This window comes from Brenneria populi, assembly GCF_036016195.1.
GTDB classification, from domain to species: domain Bacteria; phylum Pseudomonadota; class Gammaproteobacteria; order Enterobacterales; family Enterobacteriaceae; genus Brenneria; species Brenneria populi.
On record NZ_JAYWTM010000007.1, the window covers coordinates 26,466 to 51,391 of the forward strand.

At 57.0% G+C, this 24,926-nt stretch carries 26 protein-coding genes; 12 read left to right on the forward strand and 14 right to left on the reverse strand.

Translation table 11 applies throughout. The features are described from left to right. Nucleotides 1-119: 119 nt before the first annotated feature. Nucleotides 120-593 carry a helix-turn-helix domain-containing protein gene (locus VSX58_RS10020; RefSeq protein WP_327617934.1) on the reverse strand — a complete coding sequence of 158 codons (474 nt, stop codon included), beginning with the start codon at nucleotides 591-593 and terminating at the stop codon, nucleotides 120-122. 716 nt (nucleotides 594-1,309) lie between these two features. Between VSX58_RS10020 and VSX58_RS10025 the strand changes: the two genes are divergently transcribed. The 5 genes from VSX58_RS10025 (at nucleotide 1,310) to VSX58_RS10045 (ending at nucleotide 6,972) form a co-directional block, all read left to right on the forward strand. Next, nucleotides 1,310-2,164 carry a MurR/RpiR family transcriptional regulator gene (locus VSX58_RS10025; RefSeq protein ID WP_327617935.1) on the forward strand — a complete coding sequence of 285 codons (855 nt, stop codon included), beginning with the start codon at nucleotides 1,310-1,312 and terminating at the stop codon, nucleotides 2,162-2,164. 82 nt (nucleotides 2,165-2,246) lie between these two features. Beyond that, nucleotides 2,247-3,359, forward strand: a complete 1,113-nt coding sequence (locus tag VSX58_RS10030; protein WP_327617936.1) for an ABC transporter substrate-binding protein — start codon at nucleotides 2,247-2,249, stop codon at nucleotides 3,357-3,359. A gap of 237 nt (nucleotides 3,360-3,596) precedes the next feature. Continuing rightward, a complete protein-coding gene (locus VSX58_RS10035) occupies nucleotides 3,597-5,324 on the forward strand; it encodes an ABC transporter permease (protein WP_327617937.1) in 1,728 nt (575 codons plus the stop codon). Between the two features lie 11 nt (nucleotides 5,325-5,335). After that, the gene (locus VSX58_RS10040) at nucleotides 5,336-6,376 is read left to right on the forward strand and encodes an ABC transporter ATP-binding protein (protein WP_327617938.1); all 1,041 of its coding nucleotides are present in this window, start codon (nucleotides 5,336-5,338) and stop codon (nucleotides 6,374-6,376) included. After that, the gene (locus VSX58_RS10045; protein ID WP_327617940.1) at nucleotides 6,373-6,972 is read left to right on the forward strand and encodes a histidine phosphatase family protein; all 600 of its coding nucleotides are present in this window, start codon (nucleotides 6,373-6,375) and stop codon (nucleotides 6,970-6,972) included. Before VSX58_RS10040 ends, VSX58_RS10045 begins: the two co-directional genes overlap by 4 nt. 70 nt (nucleotides 6,973-7,042) lie before the next feature. Here the strand turns inward: VSX58_RS10045 and nrdF are convergent, their stop codons facing one another. The 7 genes from nrdF to VSX58_RS10080 all read right to left on the reverse strand — a co-directional run bounded on the left by nrdF (nucleotide 7,043) and on the right by VSX58_RS10080 (nucleotide 13,295). Continuing rightward, a complete protein-coding gene (gene nrdF / locus VSX58_RS10050) occupies nucleotides 7,043-8,005 on the reverse strand; it encodes a class 1b ribonucleoside-diphosphate reductase subunit beta (RefSeq protein WP_327617941.1) in 963 nt (320 codons plus the stop codon). A gap of 24 nt (nucleotides 8,006-8,029) precedes the next feature. Next, entirely contained in the window at nucleotides 8,030-10,180 is a 2,151-nt protein-coding gene (gene nrdE, locus VSX58_RS10055) for a class 1b ribonucleoside-diphosphate reductase subunit alpha (RefSeq protein WP_327617942.1), read from the reverse strand. Next, entirely contained in the window at nucleotides 10,159-10,566 is a 408-nt protein-coding gene (gene nrdI, locus VSX58_RS10060) for a class Ib ribonucleoside-diphosphate reductase assembly flavoprotein NrdI (RefSeq protein WP_327613684.1), read from the reverse strand. Before nrdI ends, nrdE begins: the two co-directional genes overlap by 22 nt. An 8-nt stretch (nucleotides 10,567-10,574) precedes the next feature. After that, a complete protein-coding gene (gene nrdH, locus VSX58_RS10065; protein WP_327613683.1) occupies nucleotides 10,575-10,811 on the reverse strand; it encodes a glutaredoxin-like protein NrdH in 237 nt (78 codons plus the stop codon). 340 nt (nucleotides 10,812-11,151) lie between these two features. After that, nucleotides 11,152-11,946: an adenosylmethionine decarboxylase gene (speD, locus tag VSX58_RS10070; protein ID WP_327617944.1), complete on the reverse strand. Its 795-nt coding sequence runs from the start codon at nucleotides 11,944-11,946 to the stop codon at nucleotides 11,152-11,154. Nucleotides 11,947-11,975: 29 nt separating this feature from the next. After that, entirely contained in the window at nucleotides 11,976-12,839 is an 864-nt protein-coding gene (gene speE / locus VSX58_RS10075) for a polyamine aminopropyltransferase (protein ID WP_327617945.1), read from the reverse strand. A 108-nt stretch (nucleotides 12,840-12,947) separates the two neighbouring features. Beyond that, nucleotides 12,948-13,295 carry a YacC family pilotin-like protein gene (locus VSX58_RS10080; RefSeq protein ID WP_327617946.1) on the reverse strand — a complete coding sequence of 116 codons (348 nt, stop codon included), beginning with the start codon at nucleotides 13,293-13,295 and terminating at the stop codon, nucleotides 12,948-12,950. Between the two features lie 196 nt (nucleotides 13,296-13,491). Here VSX58_RS10080 and VSX58_RS10085 point away from each other — a divergent pair, with 196 nt between their 5' ends. The 3 genes from VSX58_RS10085 (at nucleotide 13,492) to VSX58_RS10095 (ending at nucleotide 17,363) form a co-directional block, all read left to right on the forward strand. Beyond that, nucleotides 13,492-14,508 carry a Fe(3+) ABC transporter substrate-binding protein gene (locus VSX58_RS10085; protein ID WP_327617947.1) on the forward strand — a complete coding sequence of 339 codons (1,017 nt, stop codon included), beginning with the start codon at nucleotides 13,492-13,494 and terminating at the stop codon, nucleotides 14,506-14,508. A 171-nt stretch (nucleotides 14,509-14,679) separates the two neighbouring features. Next, on the forward strand, nucleotides 14,680-16,320 hold the full coding sequence (locus VSX58_RS10090; RefSeq protein WP_327617948.1) for an ABC transporter permease: 1,641 nt from the start codon (nucleotides 14,680-14,682) through the stop codon (nucleotides 16,318-16,320). Beyond that, nucleotides 16,317-17,363 (forward strand): ABC transporter ATP-binding protein, encoded by a 1,047-nt coding sequence (locus VSX58_RS10095; RefSeq protein ID WP_327617949.1) that lies wholly within the window; start codon nucleotides 16,317-16,319, stop codon nucleotides 17,361-17,363. Before VSX58_RS10090 ends, VSX58_RS10095 begins: the two co-directional genes overlap by 4 nt. A 14-nt stretch (nucleotides 17,364-17,377) precedes the next feature. Here the strand turns inward: VSX58_RS10095 and VSX58_RS10100 are convergent, their stop codons facing one another. The 3 genes from VSX58_RS10100 to VSX58_RS10110 all read right to left on the reverse strand — a co-directional run bounded on the left by VSX58_RS10100 (nucleotide 17,378) and on the right by VSX58_RS10110 (nucleotide 18,769). Beyond that, complete coding sequence (locus VSX58_RS10100) at nucleotides 17,378-17,797, reverse strand: DUF6515 family protein (RefSeq protein ID WP_327617950.1); 420 nt, start codon at nucleotides 17,795-17,797, stop codon at nucleotides 17,378-17,380. A 67-nt stretch (nucleotides 17,798-17,864) separates the two neighbouring features. After that, a complete protein-coding gene (locus VSX58_RS10105; RefSeq protein ID WP_327617952.1) occupies nucleotides 17,865-18,209 on the reverse strand; it encodes a hypothetical protein in 345 nt (114 codons plus the stop codon). 134 nt (nucleotides 18,210-18,343) lie between these two features. Beyond that, nucleotides 18,344-18,769 (reverse strand): GNAT family N-acetyltransferase, encoded by a 426-nt coding sequence (locus VSX58_RS10110; protein ID WP_327617953.1) that lies wholly within the window; start codon nucleotides 18,767-18,769, stop codon nucleotides 18,344-18,346. Nucleotides 18,770-18,923: 154 nt separating this feature from the next. Here VSX58_RS10110 and hpt point away from each other — a divergent pair, with 154 nt between their 5' ends. Continuing rightward, a complete protein-coding gene (gene hpt, locus VSX58_RS10115) occupies nucleotides 18,924-19,457 on the forward strand; it encodes a hypoxanthine phosphoribosyltransferase (protein WP_327613753.1) in 534 nt (177 codons plus the stop codon). A gap of 43 nt (nucleotides 19,458-19,500) precedes the next feature. On the opposite strand, the gene can is transcribed toward hpt, so the two are convergent. Next, nucleotides 19,501-20,142, reverse strand: coding sequence for a carbonate dehydratase (gene can, locus VSX58_RS10120; RefSeq protein WP_327613673.1), 642 nt, complete (start codon nucleotides 20,140-20,142; stop codon nucleotides 19,501-19,503). Nucleotides 20,143-20,268: 126 nt separating this feature from the next. On the opposite strand from can, the gene VSX58_RS10125 reads away from it, so the two are divergent. Together VSX58_RS10125 and VSX58_RS10130 are read left to right on the forward strand one after the other, a co-directional pair. After that, nucleotides 20,269-21,192: an ABC transporter ATP-binding protein gene (locus tag VSX58_RS10125; RefSeq protein ID WP_327613672.1), complete on the forward strand. Its 924-nt coding sequence runs from the start codon at nucleotides 20,269-20,271 to the stop codon at nucleotides 21,190-21,192. Beyond that, on the forward strand, nucleotides 21,189-21,959 hold the full coding sequence (locus tag VSX58_RS10130) for an ABC transporter permease (protein WP_327613671.1): 771 nt from the start codon (nucleotides 21,189-21,191) through the stop codon (nucleotides 21,957-21,959). Before VSX58_RS10125 ends, VSX58_RS10130 begins: the two co-directional genes overlap by 4 nt. Nucleotides 21,960-22,014: 55 nt before the next feature. On the opposite strand, the gene ssuE is transcribed toward VSX58_RS10130, so the two are convergent. Beyond that, nucleotides 22,015-22,578, reverse strand: a complete 564-nt coding sequence (gene ssuE, locus VSX58_RS10135) for an NADPH-dependent FMN reductase (RefSeq protein WP_327617954.1) — start codon at nucleotides 22,576-22,578, stop codon at nucleotides 22,015-22,017. Nucleotides 22,579-22,590: 12 nt separating this feature from the next. Here ssuE and VSX58_RS10140 point away from each other — a divergent pair, with 12 nt between their 5' ends. Further along, nucleotides 22,591-22,782 (forward strand): hypothetical protein, encoded by a 192-nt coding sequence (locus VSX58_RS10140; protein ID WP_327617955.1) that lies wholly within the window; start codon nucleotides 22,591-22,593, stop codon nucleotides 22,780-22,782. A gap of 140 nt (nucleotides 22,783-22,922) precedes the next feature. Here the strand turns inward: VSX58_RS10140 and VSX58_RS10145 are convergent, their stop codons facing one another. After that, nucleotides 22,923-24,893, reverse strand: a complete 1,971-nt coding sequence (locus VSX58_RS10145; protein ID WP_327617956.1) for a sigma-54-dependent Fis family transcriptional regulator — start codon at nucleotides 24,891-24,893, stop codon at nucleotides 22,923-22,925. Nucleotides 24,894-24,926: the final 33 nt, after the last annotated feature.

Here is a 24,926-nt window from a genome sequence, read left to right on the forward strand (position 1 = left end):
GCGGGATTATGTATTGCTAGTCAGTAGCATGGCGAGTGTCGGCATAATTGGCCGCCGGATAGACGTTGTTAGGTTCGTATTTTAGAGACTCCGCCCCTTGCCATCGTATTAATTTTTTATTAAATTGAGTCTAGCGGTTCTAAACCCGAATTTTTTAAGTATCTAATTTTATTGGTTGTTAGTCGGTTTTTGATTTTTCTGAACTCTGTCGGCGAACACTTGAATTTATTTTTAAAGGCTCTTGAAAAAGAGTGCTGAGAGCTGAATCCGTATAGTGAGGATATATCGGAAATTTTTTGATTATTTCCGGCTAACTCTATGGCCGCCATCTCAAGCCTTTTGTTACGAATATAGATCCCTATCTTTTCCCCCGTAACCGTATGGAAGATCCGTTGTAAATGCCACTTGGAATATCCAGACTTTTCCGCGACGGCGTCTAATGTTAATGACTGATATAGGTTATCTTCGATCCAAACGATTAATTCCTGAACGAAACTACAATAATCCATAATTTCATCCTTCTTATGTCGGGTTAACGTATAAATCGAACTAAACGGTACGGTACGATCAAGAAGAAATTTTGTCAACCACATAACGATAGAAATGAAAACCTTCGCTATGTGAAATCTGTCCCGTTCCTATACGGGATGTTAAGAGTCTATCCCATAGGACTATTTTACTTGCCATTTTGCCCTTTGCCCCAGGGCTGCCCATAGGGCGCTCCGCGCGTTGAGCGCCGCGTGGCGGGAAAAGTTCTTCCCTATTACCTCTCAATGCAGATGAAACCGTGCCATGTCACGCAGAAGGGAGAACTCTCTTCGATCATGGCGGTATCCGGATTTACGCATGGCGAGCAATGGATTATGGTCTACAGACAAGTCTTTTTATAATAACTCGCCTGACGTTGCCCATCGGGGGAGGATTATTGTTGGATACCGGAGAGGACGTTTTGATATTAAACGGGCTATCTTGCGGTGTATGACCGTCTTCGTTTTTACGCTATTAGCCGGATGCCATATTCGCCTGGCCGAGTACATATCGCAATTTTCTCAGGAAGAGGATTCGCTTATCTCCCATGATTGAGCGCGGTCGATAACTGATGCGTCGCCGCCGTTTTCGGCAACGGAGCAGGGGGATGCATACTCCGGCGGGATACTACGCGGCGGAGCTGCGGTGGTTTTATCATTGCGGCAAGGCCTGCTATGGCGCCGGGCGGCGATTCACCCAGGCGGCGTGCGTTGCGCGCCGCATAAATTTTATTTATGGTCTTCGTTAAAAATGGGATCAACATATTAGGTACGGCAATTTTATGGCGAAAGGTGATGTTCAAAAAGCGTTGGTGGCGCGTGTTCAGGCCGTGGCGGACAGCCTTACCGCCACGGAACAGCGTTTGATCGCCGAACTGCTGAAAGCGCCGCGCGAAGTGGCTATCGGCACCTCCGGCGAGTTCGCCGCGCGCCTCGGCGTTCACGAAGCAACCACGTCGCGTCTTGCCCGCAAGCTAGGCTTCTCCTCTTATATGGCGTTTCGCGACGCATTGCGGCGCGAGTTCCTGTGCACGGCGGACCCCGCGGAACGTATTTCCGCAACGTTGAACGACGCCCGCACCCAGGGGTTTCTTCCGCTTTTGGTGGCGAATGAAATCGCCGCGCTGACGGCGATGGCCGATCACGTCGGCGACAGCGGCATTGTCGATGCCGCTGAAAAGCTCGATCGCCAGCGGGTGTTCATCTACGGACATGGCAATGCCGAAGCGCTGGCGGTGCTGATGGAGCGCCGTCTGCGTCGCATCGGCGTGGGTACGCAGCGGCTGGCGGGGAGCCGTCGCGACCTTGCCGAACAGCTGCTGACGCTTTCATCCGGCGACGCCATGCTGCTTTTCGCCTTTCGGCGGCAGCCGCCGGATTATGCCCGTTTAATGGAGGTCGCCGCGACCGCGGGGGCGGCGACCGTGGTGATTTCCGGCACCGTCGGCCCATCGCTGACGCCGAGCCCGGATGTGCTCCTGTCGGCGCCGCGCGCCGGAATGGAGAACAGTTTCCAAACGCTGACCGTGCCGATGGCGATCTGCAATGCAACTATTCTTGCGCTGTCCGCCAGGCGGGGCGATAAAGCGCTTGACCAGCTCGATCGTCTGGGCGCGTTGATTGCGGCGTTTGAGTAATATTCTGCAAGATAAATTGCATGTAATAAATATGTAGCAAGTTGGCTCTACAATTGGCGCAAAACCACCAGAGGAGCCACCTATGCGCCGCATTCTTATTACCGCCGCCGCGTTGTTGATGACCGCCGGCGTATTCGCCCGGGATCTTGATACGCAGACCGCCGCCGAACTGCTTCCGCAGGCGAAACAGGAGGGCAAGGTGACGGTCTATGCCTTCACCAGCCGGATCGGGCGTGTCGAAAAAGCCTTCGAAGCCGCATATCCCGGCATCGACATGATCGCCTTCGATATGTCCTCGACGGAGCAGATCGCCCGCATCAAGAGCGAATCGCTCGCCGGTCTGCCCGGTGCCGATGTTATCTACGTTTCCGATGCGCCGGTCGTGCTGACCGAACTCGCCAGCCGGAGCCTGGTCGCGCCTTATATCCCGCCGCGTATTGCCGGCGTGGTGCCCGAGCGGTTCAAAACGCCATTGCTCGCTCAGCGTCTGTCCACGAAAGTTTTGATGTACAACGAAGAGTCTTACCCGAACGGCTCGCCGGTGAAAAACCTCTGGGAGCTCACCAGACCGGAGTGGAAGGGGCGCGTCATTATGGTCGATCCGCTGCAGCGCGGCGACTATCTCGACCTGATGACCGAGATCGTTTTGAGATCCGATGAAATGGCCGTGGCTTATGAAGCGGCTTTCGGCGAGTCGATCGAGCTCGACGAGAAGGTGGAAAACGCCGGTCAGCAGTTTATTGCCGATCTGTTCGCCAACGATCCCGTGCTGGTCAGTTCCACCGATGACGTCAACAAGGCGATCGGCGCCAAGGGCCAACGGCGGCCGCCGATCGGTTTCACCAGCTATTCCGACCGCCGCGATAATCAAGATGAGGGATGGGCGCTACAGGTCGCCAACGATGTGGCGCCAGCGAACGGCATCGTTTTCCCGGCTTTCCTGGCGCTCAACCCGAAAACCGCCCATCCGGCCGCGGCGCGTCTCGCGATCGATTTTATGATGGGCGATAGCGGCGAAACCGGCGGGGAAGGCTTCAAGCCCTTTTATGTCGCCGGCGACTGGCCTACCCGTACCGATATTAAGGCTCATCCCGACGCGGTTCCGCTCGCCGAGTTTAACGGTTGGCAGATGGCCCCGGAGCAGACGGCTAAAATCCGCGCCGAAGTCGCCGATTTTATTCTGGCCCTTCAGTAATTGGTCCGCGCTTCCCGAGGCATATACCCGCCATACTGCAAGTCGCATATGCGTTGTCTTTGTTACTCGCGCCATCCATGGCGCTCGCTCGGTTAGGAGACGGCGCAAACGCTGTTCAAAAACGCGTAGGCGTAACGTGAATGAGTTAGGGTATCGACGCGTTTTGGCCGCGGGCGGTCGCTTAAACAGCATGGAACGAAACGGGCCGGCTTTCCGTCCGTCTTTTCGGAGTTTTACATGATATTTCCGCTTCGCCGCCGCATCCCCCTTCTGCCCAGACACGGGCTGACCCTGATCATGGCCCTGATCCTCGCCGTTATGGTCGCCGCCCCGCTTGCCACCATACTGTTGCAAACGCTGTATCCGGCTTCCGACGCCTGGCGCGATGTTCTTACCGGCCGTTTGTCGCGGAATCTTTTCTGGCGTCCGGCGCTGAATACGATGATTATCGGCTTCGCCGTCGCCGGCGGTTGTGTGTTGCTCGGCGGATTCCTCGCCTGGCTGGTGGTGATGACCGATATTCCCGGGCGTAAAGCCATCGCCTTTATGGCCACGCTGCCCTTTATGATCCCCAGCTTTGCGACGGCCCTTGCCTGGGGAAGCGTATTTCGCAACGGTCGCGTGGGCGGCGGCGGCGGACTGCTGGAGGGGGTGGGCATCGGCGTCGCGGACTGGCTTTCCTGGGGGATAACGCCGACGATCGTCGTCTTGATCGCGCATTATTACGCGCTCGCCTTTGCCGTGATCGCCGCGGCGCTGGCGACGGTCAACGGCGATTTGCTCGAAGCGGCGCAAATCACCGGCGCGTCGCGCCGGCGCATCTTTTTCGGCATCGTTTTGCCGGTCGTCACGCCGTCGATCGTCGCTGGCGGTTCGCTGGTCTTCGCCGGCGCGGTTTCCAATTTCGCCGCTCCCGCATTGCTTGGCCTGCCCGTCCGCATGCAAACGCTATCGACCCGCCTGTTCGGAATGGTCGAGATCGGCCAGACCGGACGCGGCTATGTGCTGGCTATTTTGCTTATCGCCATTTCCGCCGTTTTCCTTGGGGTGGGAAACCGCATCCTCGCCGGACGCCGCAGCTTTGCGACGATTGGCGGCAAAGGCGCAAAGACGCGCCGCTTCGCGCTCGCGGGCTCCAGACTGCCGCTGGCGCTAATCGCCTGGACTATCTGCATTCTCACCACCATCCTGCCGATCCTGCTGCTGCTCGCCGCCAGCCTGGCGCCATCGTCGAGCGCGCTATTCTCCGGCTGGACGCTGCATTACTGGATTGGCGAGGCGGATCCGGCCTTCGCCCGCGGCCAGCCCGGCGTTTTTCATAACCCGCAACTGCTGTCGGCGCTGGCCACGACGCTGATCCTCGGGGCGTCCGTCGCGCTGGCGGCCAATATTCTCGGCATACTGATCGCCGTCGCTCTGACGCGTCAAAAAGCGCCTTTTCTGAGCAATATCGTTTCACAGCTCAGCTTTCTGCCGATGTTATTGCCGGGCATTGCTTTTGCCGCCGCGTACATCGCGCTGTATGGCGCGCCGATCGGCCCGCTGCCGGCGCTCTACGGCACTAAACTGCTGCTTGGCCTCGCCCTGACGGCCGCCATGTTGCCGTTCGCGGTACAGGGCGGCCGGGCCACGGTGGCGCAAATTTCCGGAGATATCGACGAGGCGGCCCGGATGACCGGGGCCGGTTTTTTCCGCCGGCTCGGCGCTATTACCTTGCCGCTTGCCGCCCGCGGCCTTGTCGCCGGTTTGCTTATTGCTTTTGTGAATGTCATCGGCGATCTGGCTATCACCATTCTACTCTCGACGCCGGCATCTCCGCTGCTGGCGGCCTTGTCCTACAGTTACGCCTCGGACGGCTTCCACCAGTTTGCCAATGCCGTCACCCTTATCATTCTGTTTCTTTCCATACTGGCCACCGGTGCCGCCACGCTTCTGCGCGGTCGCCGCGGCCGGAATATCGAGTGAGGCCAACGCCTATGATTTCGCTGAACCAGGTCACTAAATTCTTCTCCGGCGTCAACGCCGTCTCCGAGGTCAGTTTTTCGGTACCGCAAGGGGCCTTTCTTGTGCTGCTCGGTCCGTCAGGTTGCGGCAAGAGCACCCTGTTGCGCATGTTGGCCGGTCTTGAGCGGCCGAGCGCCGGCGAGATTCGTTTTGGCGACACCCTTGTCGCGGATGGCGCTTCGGGGTTCTCGCTGCCGCCGGCCCGCCGTAACGCCGGGCTGGTTTTTCAATCCTATGCGCTTTGGCCGCATATGACCGTCGCCGGCAATATCGAATGGCCGCTGAAGGTCGCCGGCCACGCCGCCGCAGAGCGCCGTCTCCGCGTTGCGGAGGCGATGCGAAAGCTGGATATCTCCAGCCTTGCCGAACGCTATCCCGGCGAGATATCCGGCGGCCAGCAGCAGCGCGTCGCGCTGGCGCGCATGATTGCGCCGCGTCCCCAAGTCATGCTGTTTGATGAGCCGCTCTCTAATCTTGACGCCACCCTGCGCGTAGAGATGCGCTTCGAACTTCTCAGAATGCATGCGGCAACCGGAGCGACCGCCGTTTACGTCACCCACGATCAGATCGAGGCTATGACCATGGCGACCCATGTGGCGGTGATGAATAACGGCCGCATCGAACAGTTCGACGCGCCGGAAAATCTGCTTGCCGCCCCGGCATCGGCCTTCGTGGCAGGATTCGTCGGCACGCCGGCCGCCAACCTCATCCCTATCTCCGCCGGAAAATGGTTCGGCGCGGTCACCGACCCGGCCCTGCGTGATTTTACCGGCCACGCCATGGTTCGGGCGGAGCAGATCGAACTTGTCGATAGCGACGCTCTCCGTACCTTTGAGGCCACGCTGGCTGAGGTGGTGCCGATAGCCGGCCGTTTTCTGGTGACGGGCATCGTGAACGATACCCGCATGACGGCTATTGCTGATAGCGTCGGCAGGCCGGGCCGCGTGATGCGGTTCCGTCTTCCCGCAAAGCCGGCGGCCATTTTCGACGCAACAGGAAAACGCATGTTATGAAACGGATTCTTCTGGTACGGCACGGAGAAAGTGAGTGGAACGCGGTCCGCCGTCTCCAAGGCCAGGCCGATATCGCGCTCTCCCCGCGCGGCGAAGCGCAGGCGCGCGCGCTCAGGCCGATGATCGAAGCCTATAAGCCAGGACTGGTGCTGACGTCCGATCTGCGACGCGCGCTCAATACGGCGAGGCTGCTGGGCTATCCCGATGCGCGGCCGGAGTCTCTGTTGCGCGAGCAGAACGTCGGAAGTTGGACCGGCGCCGCGATCGCCACGCTGATGGCCGAGGCGTCGGCGGCCTACGCCGGGTGGCGGGCCGGCGCCTTCGCCCCGGAAAACGGCGAGATTTGGGCCGACTTCCGCGCCCGCGTCGGATGCGCCATCGCGCGCGCGCGCGCGGCGCCGGAAGAGACGGTGCTTATGGTTTGCCATGGCGGCGTGATCCGCGCCGCGCTTGACGGCGCGCTCGGACTTGCGCCGGCGCGCGTTATTCCGGTCGGCCCTGCGAGCCTGACGATCCTCTCTTTTCAACGCAATGAGGCGCGTCTGGAGGTGTTCAATGCGACGCGTTTTGTTCCGGTGGTGGATGCGCCCGATTGAAGCGGGCGCGCGGCGCTCCTGATGCGCCCTGAGTCACGACTGGCTCAGGGCGTCGCCGCCATCGTTCAGGCTAAAAATCCCAGTCTTCATCTTCGGTATTGACCGCTTTGCCGATCACGTACGATGAGCCGGAGCCGGAGAAGAAGTCGTGGTTCTCATCGGCGTTGGGGGAAAGCGCGGAGAGGATCGCCGGGTTGACGTCCGTCATGCCGGCGGGGAATAGCGCCTCATAACCCAGATTCATCAACGCTTTGTTGGCGTTATAGTGGAGGAATTTCTTCACATCCTCCGTCCAGCCCACCCCGTCGTATAGCTCCTGGGTGTAGAGCACTTCGTTGTCATACAGGTCTTGCAGCAGATCGTAGGCGAAGCTTTTCACCTGCTGCCGGCGGGCGTCGTCGGCTTTCGCCAATCCCTGCTGGAACTTATAGCCGATGTAGTAGCCGTGTACGGCCTCATCGCGGATTATCAGCCGTATCAAATCGGCGGTGTTGGTCAGCTTGGCCCGGCTTGACCAGTACATGGGCAGGTAAAATCCGGAATAAAATAGGAAGGATTCCAGAAACACGCTGGCGACTTTTTTCATCAAGGGGTCGTCGCTGCGATAGTGGCCCAGAATGATGGTCGCTTTTTTCTGCAATGCCGGGTTTTCCTCGCTCCAGCGGTAAGCGTCGTCCACTTCGCTGGTCAGGCACAGCGTGGAAAAGATGGAGCTGTAGGAGCGCGCGTGCACCGCTTCCATAAAGCTGATGTTGGAGAGCACCGCCTCCTCGTGGGGGGTGACCGCGTCGGGCATCAGCGTCGGCGCGCCCAGCGTGTTTTGAATGGTGTCCAGCAGCGTCAATCCGGTAAATACCCGGATGGTTAGCTGTCGCTCCTGGGCGTTTAAGGTTCCCCAGGAGGGGATATCGTTGGACAACGGCACCTTTTCCGGCAGCCAGAAGTTGGAGGTCAGCCGGTTCCAGACCTCCAGATCCTTATCGTCTTCGATCTTGTTCCAGTTAATGGCCTGGACGCGCATTAGCGATGTCATAATCAAATTTCCTTCAGCGATGGCTTATAGCGCACAGGAGACGCAGCCCTGAACCTCGGTGCCTTCCAATGCCATCTGGCGTATGCGAATGTAATAAATGGTTTTTATGCCTTTTTTCCAGGCATAAATCTGCGCCTTGTTGATATCGCGAGTGGTGGCGGTATCACGGAAAAACAGCGTGAGCGACAGCCCCTGATCGACATGCTGGGTCGCCGCCGCATAGGTATCGATAATCTTTTCAGGTCCGATCTCGTAGGCGTCCTGGTAATATTCCAGGTTGTCGTTGGTCATGTAGGGCGCAGGGTAGTAGACCCGGCCGATTTTGCCCTCTTTGCGGATTTCAATGCGCGATACGATCGGGTGGATGCTCGACGTGGCGTGATTGATATAAGAGATCGAACCGGTCGGCGGCACCGCCTGCAAATTCTGGTTATAGATACCGTGCGTCATCACCGCGTCGCGTAGCGCGGCCCACTCCTGCTGCGTGGGAATGGCTATTCCCGCCTGGGCGAACAGTTCGAGCACCCGTTCCGTCGCGGGTTCCCAGCGCTGTTCAACGTATTTGCTGAAGTATTCGCCGGACGCATATTGCGAGTTCTCGAATCCTTTGAAGCATTGGCCGCGTTCGATGGCCAGCTGATTGGATGCCCGCAGCGCATGGTAGGCGACGGCGTAAAAATAGATATTGGTGAAATCGATCGCCTCTTCGGAGCCGTAAAAGATTCTTTCGCGGGCCAAATAGCCGTGCAGATTCATTTGCCCCAGGCCGATGGCGTGGGATTGGTCGTTGCCTTTTTCAATCGACGGCACGGAGCGGATATGGCTCATATCGGAAACCGCGGTCAGCGCGCGAATCGCCATCTCCACCGTAAGGCCGAAATCGGGCGACGCCATGGCTTTGGCGATATTCAGCGAGCCAAGATTGCAGGAAATATCTTTACCGATATGGCGGTAGCCTAAATCTTCGTCGTATTGGCTGGCGTCGTTAACCTGCAAGATTTCCGAGCACAGGTTACTCATATTGATACGGCCCTGAATCGGATTGGCGCGGTTTACCGTATCTTCAAACATCATATAGGGGTAGCCGGACTCAAACTGGATCTCGGCCAGGATCTGGAAGAACTCCCGCGCTTTAATCTGCGATTTGCGGATTCGCTTGTCGTTGACCATCTCCTGGTATTTTTCCGTCACGCTGATTTCCGACAGCGGCACGCCGTACACCTGTTCGACATCGTAGGGCGAGAACAGATACATCACCTGATTGTTTTTCGCCAGTTGGAAGGTGATATCCGGAATAACCACGCCGAGCGACAGCGTTTTAATACGGATTTTCTCATCGGCGTTTTCCCGCTTGGTATCCAGAAAACGAAGGATATCAGGGTGATGCGCGTTGAGATACACGGCTCCCGCGCCTTGCCGCGCGCCCAACTGGTTGGCGTAGGAGAAGGCGTCCTCCAGCATTTTCATTATCGGTATGATGCCGGACGACTGGTTTTCGATTCTTTTTATCGGCGCGCCGGTTTCGCGGATATTGGTCAGCATAAAGGCCACGCCGCCGCCGCGTTTGGAGAGCTGTAGCGCGGAGTTAATGGCGCGGCCGATCGACTCCATATTGTCTTCTATGCGCAGCAGAAAGCAGGAGACCAGTTCGCCGCGCTGTTTCTTGCCGCAGTTGAGAAAGGTAGGGGTGGCGGGTTGAAAACGTCCGCTGATGATCTCATCGACCAGCGCGCTGGCGAGTTCGGTGTTTCCGGCCGCCAGGGTGAGCGCCACCATGCAGACGCGGTCTTCGTAACGTTCCAGATAGCGTTTGCCGTCGAAGGTTTTGAGCGTATAGCCGGTGTAGTACTTGAACGCGCCAAGGAAGGTTTGAAAACGGAACTTATGGCCGTAGGCCTGCTGAAAAAGGCTCTTGATAAAGCTGAAGGCGTATTGATCCAGCACCTCGGCTTCGTAATAGCCCTCTTCCACCAGATAGCGCAGCTTCTCTTCCAGATTATGAAAAAACACGGTGTTTTGATTGACGTGCTGGAGAAAATAGCGGCGCGCCGCCAGCTTATCCTGTTCGAACTGGATGCGCCCCTCCGCGTCGTAGAGGTTCAGCATGGCGTTCAGCGCATGGTAATCCAGCTCCGCGTTGGCTGGTTTGGTGATCACGGATTCTGTCGTTGCCAAAATTCAGTTACTCCCTTACGCACGTTTTCAACGTCTTCTGCCGTACCCAGTAGCTCGAAGCGATACAAGTAGGGCACCTGGCACTTTTGCGCGATGATGTCGCCGGCGATACAGTACGCCGCGCCAAAGTTCATATTGCCCGCCGCGATCACGCCCCGCAGCAGGTCGCGGTTTTGCCGCTGGTTAAGAAAACGGATTACCTGTGAGGGAACCGCGCCTTTGGCGCTGCCTCCGCCATAGCTGGGGACCACCAGAATATAGGGCTGCTCCATTTTCAGTACCGGGCGTTCGATCGCCAGCGGAATACGCAGGGCCGGCAATCCGACCCTGGCGATGAAACGATGGGTGTTTTCCGACTGGCTGGAAAAGTAGACCAGCGGGTTCATCTTGCCCCCTAGGACGCTTGTAATTGGTTAAGGGTGCTGATTTTGTCCGGACGGAAGCCGCTCCAGTGATCGTCCGCGGTCATCACCACCGGCACCTGCTGATAGCCCAGCGCTCTTACCTGCCGCAATGCCTGCTCATCTTCTGTTAGGTCCACCAGTTGATAGTCGATTCCCTGCTTATCCAACGCGCGGCATGTGGCGTTGCATTGAACACAATCTGGCTTTGTGAAAATAGTAATACGCATGATTCGTATTTACCTTTTGGCTTGATAGAAGTATGGCGAAACGGTTATGTTATCGGGCTTGTGCCTCTTAACCGATTCTCGGAGCAGCCATTGCCCGTGGGTGGCTACGTCTTAGATACTAGATGTAGGCGTTTTAAATTTCAACCATACAATATATAGGAAATGTACGGAAATTCGTTGAACAAAGATCTAACCCAGACGGCGCAAGGGAAAAACGAAAAGCAAGCAAAAAATTTTCTTTTGCCAACGGGAAAACGCGCGAGTTTTGGGGGGTAATTTCGTTCAATTCAGGCGGGCCGGCATGGGTGAAGAGAAAAGGGAGCGCCGCTCCCTTGAACGATTACAAAACCGGCAGATTTCTGCCGTAATAAATTTCCCGCATTTCGTGATACAGCGAATCGGTAATTCGTTTGCGCTCCTCCGCGCTCAGCGCGCCGGGATCGACGTTGAACAGGTAGTGTTTAAGATCGAAATCTTTTAGCAACATCTTGGTATGAAACATATTTTCCTGATAAACGTTGACATCCATCAGGTGGTACAACGATTTCATATCTTCCGACATGAAATTCTGAATCGAGTTGATTTGATGATCGATAAAGTGTTTTACGCCGTTAACATCGCGGGTAAATCCGCGCACGCGGTAATCGATGGTGACGATATCCGACTCCAACTGGTGGATTAAGTAGTTCAACGCTTTCAGCGGCGAAATGACGCCGCAGGTTGAAACTTCGATATCGGCGCGGAAGGTGCAAATCCCTACTTCGGGATGGCTTTCCGGATAGGTGTGTACGCAAATATGGCTTTTATCCAGATGGGCCACCACGGCGTTAGGCAGCGGCCCCGGAAGCTCCGAGTTATCGACATCGCGCGGATCCATCGGTTCTTCGCTCACCAGGATGGTCACGCTGGCGCCCTGAGGCTCGTAATCCTGACGGGCGATATTGAGAATATTGGCGCCGATAATCGAGCAGGTTTCGCTCAGAATTTCGGTCAAACGGTTGGCATTATACTGTTCATCAATGTAGGCGATGTAGCCATTGCGGTCATCGGCCGTTCTGGTGTAACAGATATCGTAGATACAAAAACTCAGGCTTTTGGTCAGATTATTAAAGCCGTGTAGTTTCAGCTTGTGCAATTTAAGTCACCCCCTTATGGATGCGCCAATCAGCGTGCGGCCGATAACGCATTCAGTAAATATTGCGGCAGCGCGAAGCTGCCGATATGGACGGCCGGATTGTAGTAGCGGCACTCAATACCGGACTCATTAAAGCGTTGTTGCAATGTCTCCGCGCCTATCCGGCGCAACGACGGATTATTGCTGGCCCAGGCGAAGGTCATGATGCCGCCGTAGTAGGTGGGGATCGCCGCCTGATAGAATGTGACGTCGCTGAAATAGCGGCTCAGTTTAGCGTGGCTATTAACGGCCTCCTCCTGTTGCAGGAAGCAGACGCCGTTCTGGGCCACGAAAATGCCGCCTTCATTCAGGCAGCGGGCGCATCCCTGATAAAACGCGGAGGTGAACAGGCTTTCACCCGGGCCTATGGGGTCGGTGCAGTCGGAAATAATGACGTCGAATTTTTCGCCGCAGCGCGTAACGTAGTTGACGCCATCGTCGATCGTTAGGCGAAAACGCGGATCGTCGTAAGCGCCGGCATTATGATTGGGTAAATACCGACGGCAGAACTCCACCACGCCGGCGTCGATCTCCACCATGGTGATCTGTTCAATAGCGCGGTGGCGGCTGACCTCACGCAGTATGCCGCCGTCGCCGCCGCCGATGATCAGCACGCGTTTGGCCCGGCCGTGAGCCAACAGGGGAATATGGGTCATCATTTCGTGATAGATAAACTCATCACGCTCGGTGGTTTGCACCACGCCATCCAACGCCATGACGCGGCCGAACGCCGCATTCTCAAAAATGATCAGATCCTGATGGTCGGTCTTTTGGTGGTATAGCACCTGGTCGATGGAAAAATGCTGACCAAAGTTGGCATGCAGGGTTTCATACCAAATCTCTTTTCGGGCCATGTTCGGGCTTCCTCCGCGCTAGCTGTCATGAAAATTGGCGCGCCATGATAGCTAACTCTTACCGTGCTTGCACGGTCAAATTTCGGTCAGCGCGGAGGAGGAGGACGATTATTTGGCGTAGGCGAGCAAACCGAGTGAGTTACGGGCCAGCGACTGACATTTTTTTTGCGTCGGGATAGCAATTTTGCTCAGGTCGCGGTAGCTCTCCTCGCCCAGCGCGGTCATGTTGAAGGCGCCGTAATTGCTGAGATCCCAACGGTTCTGCTGGGCGAACGACAGCAGCGCCCGGCGAATCTGCTCGTTGGGTAACTCCTGATAGCCGCAGTTATTTTTCAGATAAACGAAAACAGCCGTTAAATCGGCGAGATCTTCTGCTTCAAATTCATTCAGCGCTTTACTGGCGGATGAGAAGCTCATCAAACTAAGCAGGAGCAGCACCAGCGCGGAGTTTTTCATGGGTAAACTCGTTCCGATTATTGTCATAAGACGTTACCACAATTGTAGATAACCTGACTAAATTTTCTTGTTTTGCCGCCGATGCTCCATTCGTTAGGTTTTCGCGCTTTTCCGGTAAATATTTAGTGACGGTAAGTAACTAAATGTGAATAATTACGCTGCGCTTGATAATTATTATCATTTAACGGGGTTTTTTATGAAAAAAATGTTCTTGATAGGCTCCATCCTCTCCGCCATCGCGATAAGCAGCACGGCCCAGGCCGCCTCTGAAGTTAATGTTTATTCTTATCGTCAGGCCTATTTGATTGAACCCATTCTGAAAACCTTCACCCAGCAAACCGGTATTAAAGCGAACGTCATTTACGCCGAGTCGGGGCTGGTGGAACGGCTTAAGCGGGAGGGATCGTTAAGCCCGGCGGATGTGGTGCTTACCGTGGATATTAACCGCCTGCTGGAGGTGGTCGATGCCGATTTGTCCCAACCTCTGCAAGATAAAACCCTGCAAGAGAATATCCCATCGCAATACCGCGATTCGCAGGGGCGTTGGATCGGGTTAACGATGCGCGCGCGCGCGATTTACACGTCGAAAGATCGCATCGGGAAGCTGCCGGCTTCCTTTGACTATCTGAATCTGGCGGATGCGCAGTACAAAGGGCGCATTTGCACCCGCTCTTTCAAGAATGCTTATAATGTGTCGCTAACGGCGGCGATGTTGGCGCATCACGGCGAACAGAAAACCCGCCAGTGGCTGGAAGGGCTAAAGGCCAACCTGGCGCAGAAGCCGCAGGGCGGGGATCGCGACCAGATTAAAGCCATCAAGGAAGGCGTGTGCGATTATGCCCTGGGCAACAGCTACTATCTGGTTAGAATGCTGAATGACGATAAGCAGCGTAGCTGGGGAGAGGCGGTGGATATTAACTTCCCCGGTCAGGACGCCTTTGGCACGCATGTGAATATCAGCGGGGCGGTACTGGCGAAATATGCGCCTAACCGCGACAACGCCGTGCGGTTGATTCGCTTCCTGAGCGAAGACCAGGCGCAGCATATGTACGCCGACGTTAACGGTGAATATCCGGTGAAGCCGGGCGTGCAGCCGTCGCAGCTGGTGGCTTCCTGGGGAACCTTTAAGGCTGACGGATTACCGTTGGAGAAGATTGGCGCCGAGTATCAGCAGGCGCTGAAACTGATTGATGAGGTTAAGTTTGATCTGTAAATAATCTTCTGATATTCAGATATATACTCTAAATAATTCGAGTTGCAGAAAAGCTAACGCACATACGGCTTGAAGTATGACGGGTATATAAGAGAATAAATCCATGCCCGGAATGAACAGAGCGCATCGCTTATTGTTCCGGGCATTTTTTACGGGTGGTGCGGCATAAACGTGGCGAGTTATAGCGGTTTTGGTATCCGGCGCTGGCGCGCAGGGAGTTGGCTATGTACAGGGCTGTTGCTGTTGCCGATAGCCACTATCTTTTTTCAGGCGTTTTCCGTCCGTGGTGATGGCTTTATCCATCTCTGGCAGACCGTCTTGCCGACCTACATTCTCAATTCGCTGGCGTTGGTGGCGGGAACGGTATTGCTGAGCCTGGCGTTCGGCCTGCCCGCCGCCTGGCTGATGACCATGTATCGTTTTCCCGGCCAGCGGCTGCTGCGCTGGATGTTGTGTTTGCCGCTGGCGATGCCGCCCTATCTGGTGGCCTATATCTATACCGATCTGTTGGACTATGCCGGACCGGTGCAGAGATGGCTGCGCCAGATGTTCTCTCTGTATGGCGCCGGCGATTACTGGTTCCCGCCCGTTCGTTCGCTTGGCGGCGCCTGCGTGGTTCTGGCGTTGACCCTCTATCCGTATGTCTATCTGCTGGCGCGTAAGGCGCTGCTGGAGCAATCGGTCTCGCTGCTGCACTCCGCCCGGCTGTTGAACCACTCCGCCAACCGGGCCTTTTGGCGCGTCTCTTTCCCTTTGGCCAGGCCGGCTATCGCCGTCGGCGCCTCGCTGGTGGCGATGGAAGCGCTGGGCGATTTCGGCACCGTTTCTTACTTCGCGCAGGCGACGTTGACCACCGCGGTGTATGACACCTGGCTGGGGTACGGCGATCTGGGCGCGGCCACGCGGATTTCCGCCTTAATGCTGCTGTTTATCTTTTTTATCGTGACGGCCGAGTTTTACAGCCGTCGCCGCCAGCAACTGTATCAAAAAAGTATGGGGCAGGAGCGGAGCCACGTACCGGCCTTGTCTGGAATCAATAAAATTCTGGCGCAGGGGTACTGCTGGGGGCTGATTATTCTGGCGGCGGGCATTCCCTGTATGATGCTGATCGGCTGGAGCCTACGCTATTTTTCGCGCGGCTGGAGCGCCTCTTTCTTTCATTATGCGTTGAACAGCGTGCTGGTTTCTTCTCTGGCCGCCGGCGTTACGCTGCTGGTCTCGCTGCTGTTGGCGTTTTATTCCCGTCTGAGCGGCGGACGCGCAACGAAGACGATGCTGCGTCTCGCCAGCCTCGGGTACGCGGTGCCCGGTACCGTGCTGGCGATCGGGCTTTTGATTCCGCTGGCCGCGTTCGATCACGGCATAAATTGGCTGGCGGGAATGCTGGCGCTGCCATTGCCCGGCCTGCTGTTATCCGGCTCGATAGTTGCGCTGGTGTTGGCCTATAGCGTCCGTTTCTGCGCCATGACGATCGGCAGCATCGATAGCAGCATGGCGAAAATTTCCCCCTCTCTGGATATGGCGAGCCGGATGCTGCGCTGCGCGCCCGGGCAGATGCTGACGCGGGTTCACTGGCCTTTGCTGCGGCGGGGCGTCCTGACCGGCATGCTGCTGGTTTTTATCGAAAGCATGAAAGAGCTGAACGCCTCCCTGCTGCTGAGGCCGTTTAATTTCGAAACGTTGGCCACCTACGTATTTACCTTCACCTCCGACGAGCAGTTGGAACAGGCCGCGCTACCGGCAATGGTGCTGGTGCTGGTCGGGCTGTTCCCTGTGATTTGGCTGAATGCCGCATTGGAAAATAAAAAATGATCGACGCGCCCGATATATTGACCATTGAACATATCACCTGCCGCTATCGGCAAAATAGTGTGTTGCGTAATTTCTCCCTGTCGGTGCGGGAACGGGAAATTGTCTGTCTGTTGGGCGCCAGCGGCTGCGGCAAAACCACGTTATTAAAGGCCGTAGCCGGGCTGATTCCCATCGACGAGGGAACGATAGCGGTGTCGGGACAGGTCATCGGCGACGGGCGGACGCAGGCGCCGCCGGAGTCGCGCCAGGTGGGGATGATCTTTCAGGACTATGCGTTATTTCCCCATTTAACGGTGGCGGAAAATATCGCCTTTGGGCTGTACGGTCGGCCGCAGGAAGCCATCGCCGAGGCGGTTTCCGAGATGATCGCGCTGGTGAAGCTGGAAGGGCTGGAGGCGCGTTATCCGCATGAGCTCTCCGGCGGGCAGCAGCAGCGGGTGGCGATAGCCAGGGCATTGGTCTGCCAGCCGAAGATCCTGCTGCTGGACGAGCCGTTTTCCAATATCGATAATCAGGTCCGCTATAATCTGATTACCGAGCTGCGGCTGATACTCAAACAGCAGCAGGTGGTAACGATATTCGTGACGCACAACAAGGAAGAGGCTTTTGCGTTCGCCGATAGGCTGGCCGTCATGAACGACGGCGGCATTGTGCAGGAAGGCTATCCGGCAACGTTATATCAGCGTCCTAACAGCCGTTTCATCGCCGACTATCTGGGCAGCAGCAACTATCTGCCGGTTACTATTCTGAGCGATCATCAATGGCATAGCATTTTTGGCGATCACATCGCCGCGCATGCTCACGGGCAGCCCATCGGTTCGCTCTGCGATTGGCTGATTCGGCCGCATGATATCGCGCTGGCGCTGGATCCCGAAGGCGACGCGCTGGTTGAGGATCGCATCTTCATGGGGACGTCGAACCACTACCGCATCAGGCTGGACGAACGCATCATACAGGTGCAAAGCAGTACCTGGTTCGAGCCGGGGCAACGGGTCAGGTTGAGCATAAAGAACCAACAACCCATCCTGTTTCCCGGCTCATAGCCACGTGCTTGTCTTTATAATCCGGCGGGTTTGGGAACCTCAATATATTCGCCGTTGATATTGCGCTTGTAATAGAAACCGTTTTTGACGTAGAAACGTTCGCCGTTCATGTCCAGCACGGTCATGCCGTTTTGGGTGGTCGCGGTGGCGGCGCCGGGCGGCGCCTCAACGACAACGTATTGGTCGTTCTGGCGCTGATAGAAAATGCCGTTGACTACGTAGTAGGTCAGCCCGGCGATTAACACGGTTTCTACGCCGTAAGGCAGTCGGTCAATCGGCCCTGGTCCCCAGCCCCAGCCTCCGGGGCCTGGTCCCCAGCCCCAGCCTCCGGGGCCTGGACCGCCGGGACCCGGGCCGCCGGGGCCGGGATGGGCAAACGCGCTTACCGGCAGCAGCAGGCTTAACGCCACGAGAATCGTCAGTGATTTTTTCATACCGTACTCCGTACCGCTCTTATCTCAACGCCTGCGAATCTGGTTGATTCGTAAGCGGGTAAACAAATTATTTATTCGCCGCCTGCTCCGGCGCTACTGCGGGATCGGCCGGCAGCTCTCTTACCATCACTCTGACTTCGTAATTTTTATCCGCGCCTTTCGGCGCGTTCGCGACCAGCTTATTTAACGCCTCGCTGGGGTTGCGCGTCTGAATGGACGCTTCATACAGCGGAATAGGCGGCGGAAAACCCGGTCCGGCATGAGGGAACTGCGCCATTGGCGCGGGCTGCCGCGGTTTCAGGCTATCTGGGCCGACGCCTTCCGGCCTTGCCGCATCAGGCGCGGCCCAGACCGCGGCAGAGAGCGCCAGCGTCAGCGCGGAAATGGCGGATAATTTGGTTAGCTGTTTCATAAACCCCTCGTTAATTGAGTTCCTCTTCGGCTATAAGAAACGCAATCGGGCGAGGCTGCAATGCGCTTTACGCAGATTTATTCTGTGATAACGCAATCTTGTATATTCGTTAACAATTGCTGGCATAAGCGGTTTTATCGCAGCGCCGCAGCCGGAACGACCCAGGCGCTATCGTGTTTGGTAAAGCCCAGCTTGGGGTAGTAGTCCACCGCTTGCGGCGCGGCCAGCAGAATGATTTTGCACCCTGAAGAGAGCTGTTGCGCCGTGAGCTGAATCAGTTTTTTCCCTATGCCGCGGTGCTGCATCTCTTCCGATACGGCCAGGTCGGACAGGTAACAGCAGAAATGGAAATCGGTGACGCTACGGGCAACGGCTACCAGCGCGTCTCCTTGCCAGGCCGAAACCAGCAGGCCGGCGTTTTCCAACATGCCGCTGATGGCGGCGCCGTCGGCCAGAGGACGCCGCGGGCCTAATGATGTTTTGGCCAGTAATTCGATGAACTGCCGGCTGGAAACCGGCGCGTTAACTTTATAATCAATGTCCGTCTGCGATGAGTTCATAATGGTTCCTACTGGTAGAGATGGGGCTGGGCGGCGCTTTCTGGTATACTGCGCGCCCTTAGGCGCTATCCGTCTGCACTGGCGCATCATCGATAATCCGGGGCGAGCCCTTCTGATGATGCAGAATACCTTTATTCAAAGAGTTATGAGTATGATGAAACATACCGTGGAAGTCATGATTTCCGAACAGGAAGTTAGGGCGCGCGTTACCGAATTGGGCCGGGAAATCAGCGAACACTATCGCCACAGCGGCAGCGATATGGTGTTGGTTGGCTTATTGCGCGGTTCGTTTATTTTTATGGCCGATTTGTGCCGAGCGATTGATGTTTCGCACGAAGTCGACTTTATGACGGCTTCCAGCTACGGCAGCGGTATGAGTACCACTCGCGACGTGAAGATCCTAAAAGATCTGGATGAGGATATCCGCGGCAAGGACGTTTTGATTGTCGAAGATATTATCGATTCAGGCAATACGCTGAGCAAAGTGCGGGAGATCCTGCAGCTGCGTTCGCCGAAATCGCTGGCCATCTGCACCCTGCTGGACAAGCCGGAACGCCGGGAAGTGGATGTGAAGGTCGAGTGGGTCGGATTCGCCATCTCGGATGAGTTCGTCGTCGGCTATGGTATCGATTACGCGCAGCATTACCGCCATCTGCCCTATGTCGGCAAGGTTATTCCTCAGGAATAAACGGGGAAACGACGCCCGGAACCGGTCTGGGCGTCATGAGCGATCAGGAAAGGGAGGACATTGCGCGGCGATAGCGCTGTTCCAGCGTTTCCCGACTGGTGGCGCTGATTTCCAGGTTGCGCAGCCGTCCATCCTGAATACCATAAACCCATCCATGGATTGTCACCTTCTGGCCGCGTTTCCAGGCCGATTGCATTACGGTAGAGTGGCCGAGGTTGTAAACCTGTTCGATCACGTTGATTTCACACAGCGTATTCAACCGCTGTTCGGGAGGCAATTCGCCCAGCAGCGAGCTATGCTTGTACCACAAATCACGGATGTGCAGCAGCCAGTTGTTGATTAAGCCCAGCTCCGGGTTTTCCACCGCAGCCTGAACGCCGCCGCAGCCATAGTGGCCGCAGATGATGATATGTTCCACTTCCAGAACCTCAACGGCGTACTGCACCACGGAAAGACAGTTCAGATCGGTATGAATCACCAGATTGGCGACGTTGCGGTGAACAAACAGTTCGCCCGGCTCCAGACTGGTCAGGCTTTCTGCCGGCACGCGGCTGTCTGAACAGCCAATCCACAAAAAGCGGGGGCGTTGCGCCAATGCCAGTCGTTCAAAATAGCCTGGGTCTTCTTCCACCATCGTTGTCGACCAGCGTTGGTTATTGGCGATGAGCGTTTCAATTTCTTTCATGAAAGTAAATGACCTGTAACAAACAAATAGCAGAGAGGTAATATAGGACAACAATCGCCGTTTGAAAAACGATAGTTGAAGAATTGCAACTGTAGAACTTACTGATAATAAGGCAACGCATTTTTTATGACATATGCATTAGAACTGTCGCGGTTGACCAAAACCTATTCAGGAGGCGTCAGGGCGCTGCGTGGCATCGACCTTCGCGTCGAAGCGGGCGATTTCTACGCGCTGCTGGGGCCGAATGGCGCGGGAAAGTCCACCACCATCGGCATTATCAGCTCCCTGGTCAACAAAACCGCCGGCAAGGTTAGGGTGTTTGGCTACGATCTTGAACTGGACGTGGTTAACGCCAAACGTCAATTGGGGCTGGTGCCGCAGGAATTTAACTTTAATCCGTTCGAGACGGTATTGCAGATCGTGGTTAACCAGGCGGGATATTACGGCGTCAAGCGGCATGACGCCTTGCAACGGGCGGAAAAATACCTCAACCAGCTGGATCTGTGGGGAAAACGCGACGAACGCGCGCGTATGCTGTCCGGCGGTATGAAGCGCCGTTTGATGATTGCGCGCGCGCTGATGCATGAGCCGAAGCTGCTGATCCTCGATGAACCCACCGCCGGCGTGGATATCGAACTGCGCCGTTCCATGTGGGGGTTTTTGAAAGAACTCAACGCGCAGGGAACGACGATTATTTTAACCACCCACTATCTGGAAGAAGCGGAAATGCTGTGCCGTAACATCGGGATTATCCAGAATGGCGAACTGGTGGAAAATACTTCCATGAAGCACCTGCTTTCCAAACTCAAATCGGAAACCTTTATTTTCGATCTGGCGCTGAAAAGCCCGCTGCCGAACCTCGATGGGTATAAACACCGGTTGCTGGATACCTCCACCCTGGAGGTGGAAGTGATGCGCGAGCAGGGGTTAAACGGCGTATTCAGCCAGCTTAGCGCGCAGGGGATTCAGGTATTGAGCATGCGCAACAAGGCCAACCGGCTGGAAGAGCTGTTCGTCGCCCTGGTTAATGGCAATGGAGGAAAAGCATGATGCGTTTGTATTGGGTGGCGTTGCAGAGCCTGTGGATTAAAGAGGTGCACCGTTTCGGCCGGATCTGGATACAGACGCTGGTGCCGCCGGTTATCACCATGACGCTCTACTTCATCATCTTCGGTAATCTCATCGGTTCGCGCATTGGCGATATGCACGGTTTTGATTATATGCAGTTTATCGTTCCCGGGCTGATTATGATGTCGGTGATCACCAATGCTTACGCCAACGTGGCCTCTTCCTTTTTCAGCGCGAAGTTTCAGCGCAATATCGAAGAGCTGCTGGTGGCGCCGGTGCCGACGCACGTGACGATCGCCGGTTACGTCGGGGGCGGCGTCGCGCGCGGTATTTGCGTCGGCGTGCTGGTCACGGCGGTATCGCTGTTTTTTGTTCCGCTGCATGTCCACGCCTGGTGGATTATCGTGTTGACGCTGCTGCTGACGGCGGTGCTGTTCTCGCTGGCGGGGCTGCTGAACGCGGTGTTCGCCAAAACCTTTGACGACATCAGCCTGATCCCCACCTTTGTGCTGACGCCGTTGACCTATCTGGGCGGGGTCTTTTATTCGCTGACGCTGTTGCCGCCGTTTTGGCAGTCGGTATCCAAGCTGAATCCCGTCGTGTATATGATCAGCGGTTTTCGCTATGGTTTCCTCGGCATTCAGGATGTGCCGCTGGTCTTTACCCTGTCGGTATTGGTGGCCTTTATCGTGGCGTTTTACCTGCTGGCTTGGTGGCTGATTGAAAACGGCCGCGGCCTGCGCAGCTGATGCGTCGCCGCACGGTCGGGGCGGATGGCGTCGTCATGCCGCCCCCGGCGTAGGCTCAGGCGGTTCGGGAAAACGGCGGCGCGCTAAAGCGGCTTTGCCGTTCCAGCGCGCGGGAAAAGTCCCGCAGCGAGGCGGTCAGACGGCTCTCCAGCGGCCCGCTTAGCGTCGGGGTCTGGTCGTAGTGGGTAATCTGGCCGTCTTCGGCGAAGACGCCGTGCAGTATTTCCTGCGCCTTCAGCGCGTTAAGCACCGGCTTCAGGGCATAATCCAGCGCCAGCATATGGTTGGAAGAGCCGCCGCTGGCCAGCGGCAGAATCACTTTATTTTCAAACGCCCGCTCCGGCAGCAGGTCGAGCAGGGTTTTCAGCGCGCCGGTGAAAGAGGCTTTGTACACCGGCGTGCTGATAATCACCCCGTCGGCGTCGGCCAACTGATCGATAAACACCTTCAGTCCGGGGCTGTCGAATTTGGCGTACAGCAGATCTTCCGGATCGAAATTGAACAAATTCCAGGGAATAACCTCCGTCCCGTGTTCCTCAAGCCAGCGTTGACAATAGATGAGAAGCGCGCTGGAGCGGGAGGGAAAACGCGGGCTGCCGGCCAGAGTAATAACGGTCATGGTATCTCCTAAATGGACGTGCATCGGGCAAAATATAAACAGCGCTTAACCATCGCCGGGCATCCTGAACGGCGCGCCGAAAACGTTTCACCGCGCGGTCCGACGGTTGACGCCTGGAAAATTCCGGGCCGCCGCCGATTTCCGCCGGATAACGATGGCGCCTGTCGTTCGATTGTCGGGCATAAAATGCGCGGCACCAATTAATGCGGTTTACAGATGGTTAACTAATCTATTACTTGGACAATGGCAGTAGAAATACGATTTTTGACTGTGCATAGCCGAAAACTGCAAATAATATCGCGCGCGCTGTTAATCTGCCGCTTGGCCGCATTTTATGCGGACGCTCAGTGAGTCCCCTGCATTGGCGTATCCGTCTCAGTATCGTTCGACATTATTGGCGGCGTGCTGGAGCGGGTTTGCCAAACGGCGTCGCGGATATTGACGGCGCGCGGCAGCAGTCCCAGGGCGAAGAAGCGGTCGGCGATGATTTGCTGTTCGCGGATAACCTGGGCGTCCATAAAACGGGGCCTGTTGCTGCGGCGCGACAGGGCCAGCTCCAGCGTGGCGCGCGGCAGTCCCAGTTCGGTCGCAAGCAGGGCGGTGGCCTCCGCCCGCTGGCCGTCGATATAGGCGCCGGTTTTCTGCAACGCGGCGAATAGCTGCTGCAAAATATCTTCCGATCGTTCGGAAAACCGGCGCCGGGCCAGATAAAACTGCTGGTTCCGCACCCGCCGCCGCCCGTCGGCGAGCACCCGCAGATCGCCGTTGCGTTCGGCGTCGCTGAGCAGCGGGTCCCACAGCAGCCAGGCGTCCACCGCCTGATAATCGCTCGGCGCCAGCGGATACTTGGGCGGAGCATAGATAATCCGCACGTCCTGCAGGCTCAGGGCGTGTTCGTCGAGCAACTGCACCAAGAGGTAGTGCACGTTGGAGCCTTTGTTGACGGCGATGCGTTTGCCGCGCAATTCGCCGACGTGGGCGATCGGGCTGTCGCGGGCCACCAGCAGCGCCACGCTCTGCGGCGCCGGCGGTTCATAGGCGACGTATACCAACGGACAGCCCTGCGCCTGGGCGAAAATCGGGGGCACTTCGCCGGTGGTGCCGAAATCGATCTCGTCGCTGTGCAGCGCATGCAGCAGCTGCGGTCCCGCCGGGAACTCGCTCCACGACACGTTGACGCCTTGGCCGGCGAACAGCGACTCCAGGCTTTGCCGCGCCTTTAATACCCCTAAATTGCCAAACTTCTGATAGCCGATGCGCAGTTCGCGATCGCCGGCGGCGCGGCGCGGCCAGTTTACCGCCGACGCCGCGCTGCGCCGCGGCTTGACCAGCCCCTGATGCGCCAGCTGGGTGCGCAGGGTATTGCGGCTGATTCCCAGCAGCGCCGCGGTCTGTATCTGGTTGCCGTTGCAGATATCGAAGGCATTGCGCACCAGCGACTGGGTGACGCGCCGGTAAATTTGTTTGGCGTCGCTCTGCAAATGGTGGCGGATAACGCGGTCCAGCTCTTCGCTTTGCGTCGGGCCACCGCGCGTTTCGGCCGGGAAGGTCAGGCGCAGCTGCTGGGGGGCGATCACCGTTTCCCGGCTCAGCAGAACCGCGTTATGCAGGGTATTTTCCAATTCGCGGATATTGCCCGGCCACGGGTAATCCATTAGCGCCTGGTGCGCCTGCGCGGAGAGCCGAAGCTGCGGCCGCCCCAGCCGCTGGGCGTACAGCCGCAGAAAATGTTCCGCCAGCAGCGGAATATCCTGCCGGCGCCGGCGCAGCGGCGGCAGGGTGACGGAGGCGACGTTAAGCCGATAGTAGAGGTCTTCGCGAAAGCGTTTTTCGCGGATGGCGTGCGCCAGATCCACATGGGTGGCGGCGATCACCCGCACGTTAACCGGGATCGGCCGGCGCGAGCCGACGCGGGTAATCTCTCGCTCCTGCAGCACCCGCAGCAATTTCACCTGCAGCGACGGGCTCAGCTCGCCGATCTCATCCAGCAGCAGAGTGCCGCCTTCGGCGGCCTCGAACCAGCCCTGATGGGTTTCCGTCGCGCCGGTGAAGGCGCCTTTCTGATGGCCGAACAGTTCCGCTTCGGCCAGGTTTTCATTCAGCGCGCCGCAGTTGACGGCCAGAAAAGGCTGCTGGCGGCGCGGGCTGTTATGGTGCAAATAGCGGGCGACCACCTCTTTCCCGGTACCGGTTTCACCAATGAGCAGCACGGTGGCGTCGGTGGGCGCCAGCTGATCCAGTACGTTCTGAAAGGCGATGGACGCGGGATCGATCAGCACCGGTTTGTCGGCGGAGAAGGCGCGTCGGTTATGCATAAGTAGCTCCATGGTTACAGCAGTGTGAAAATC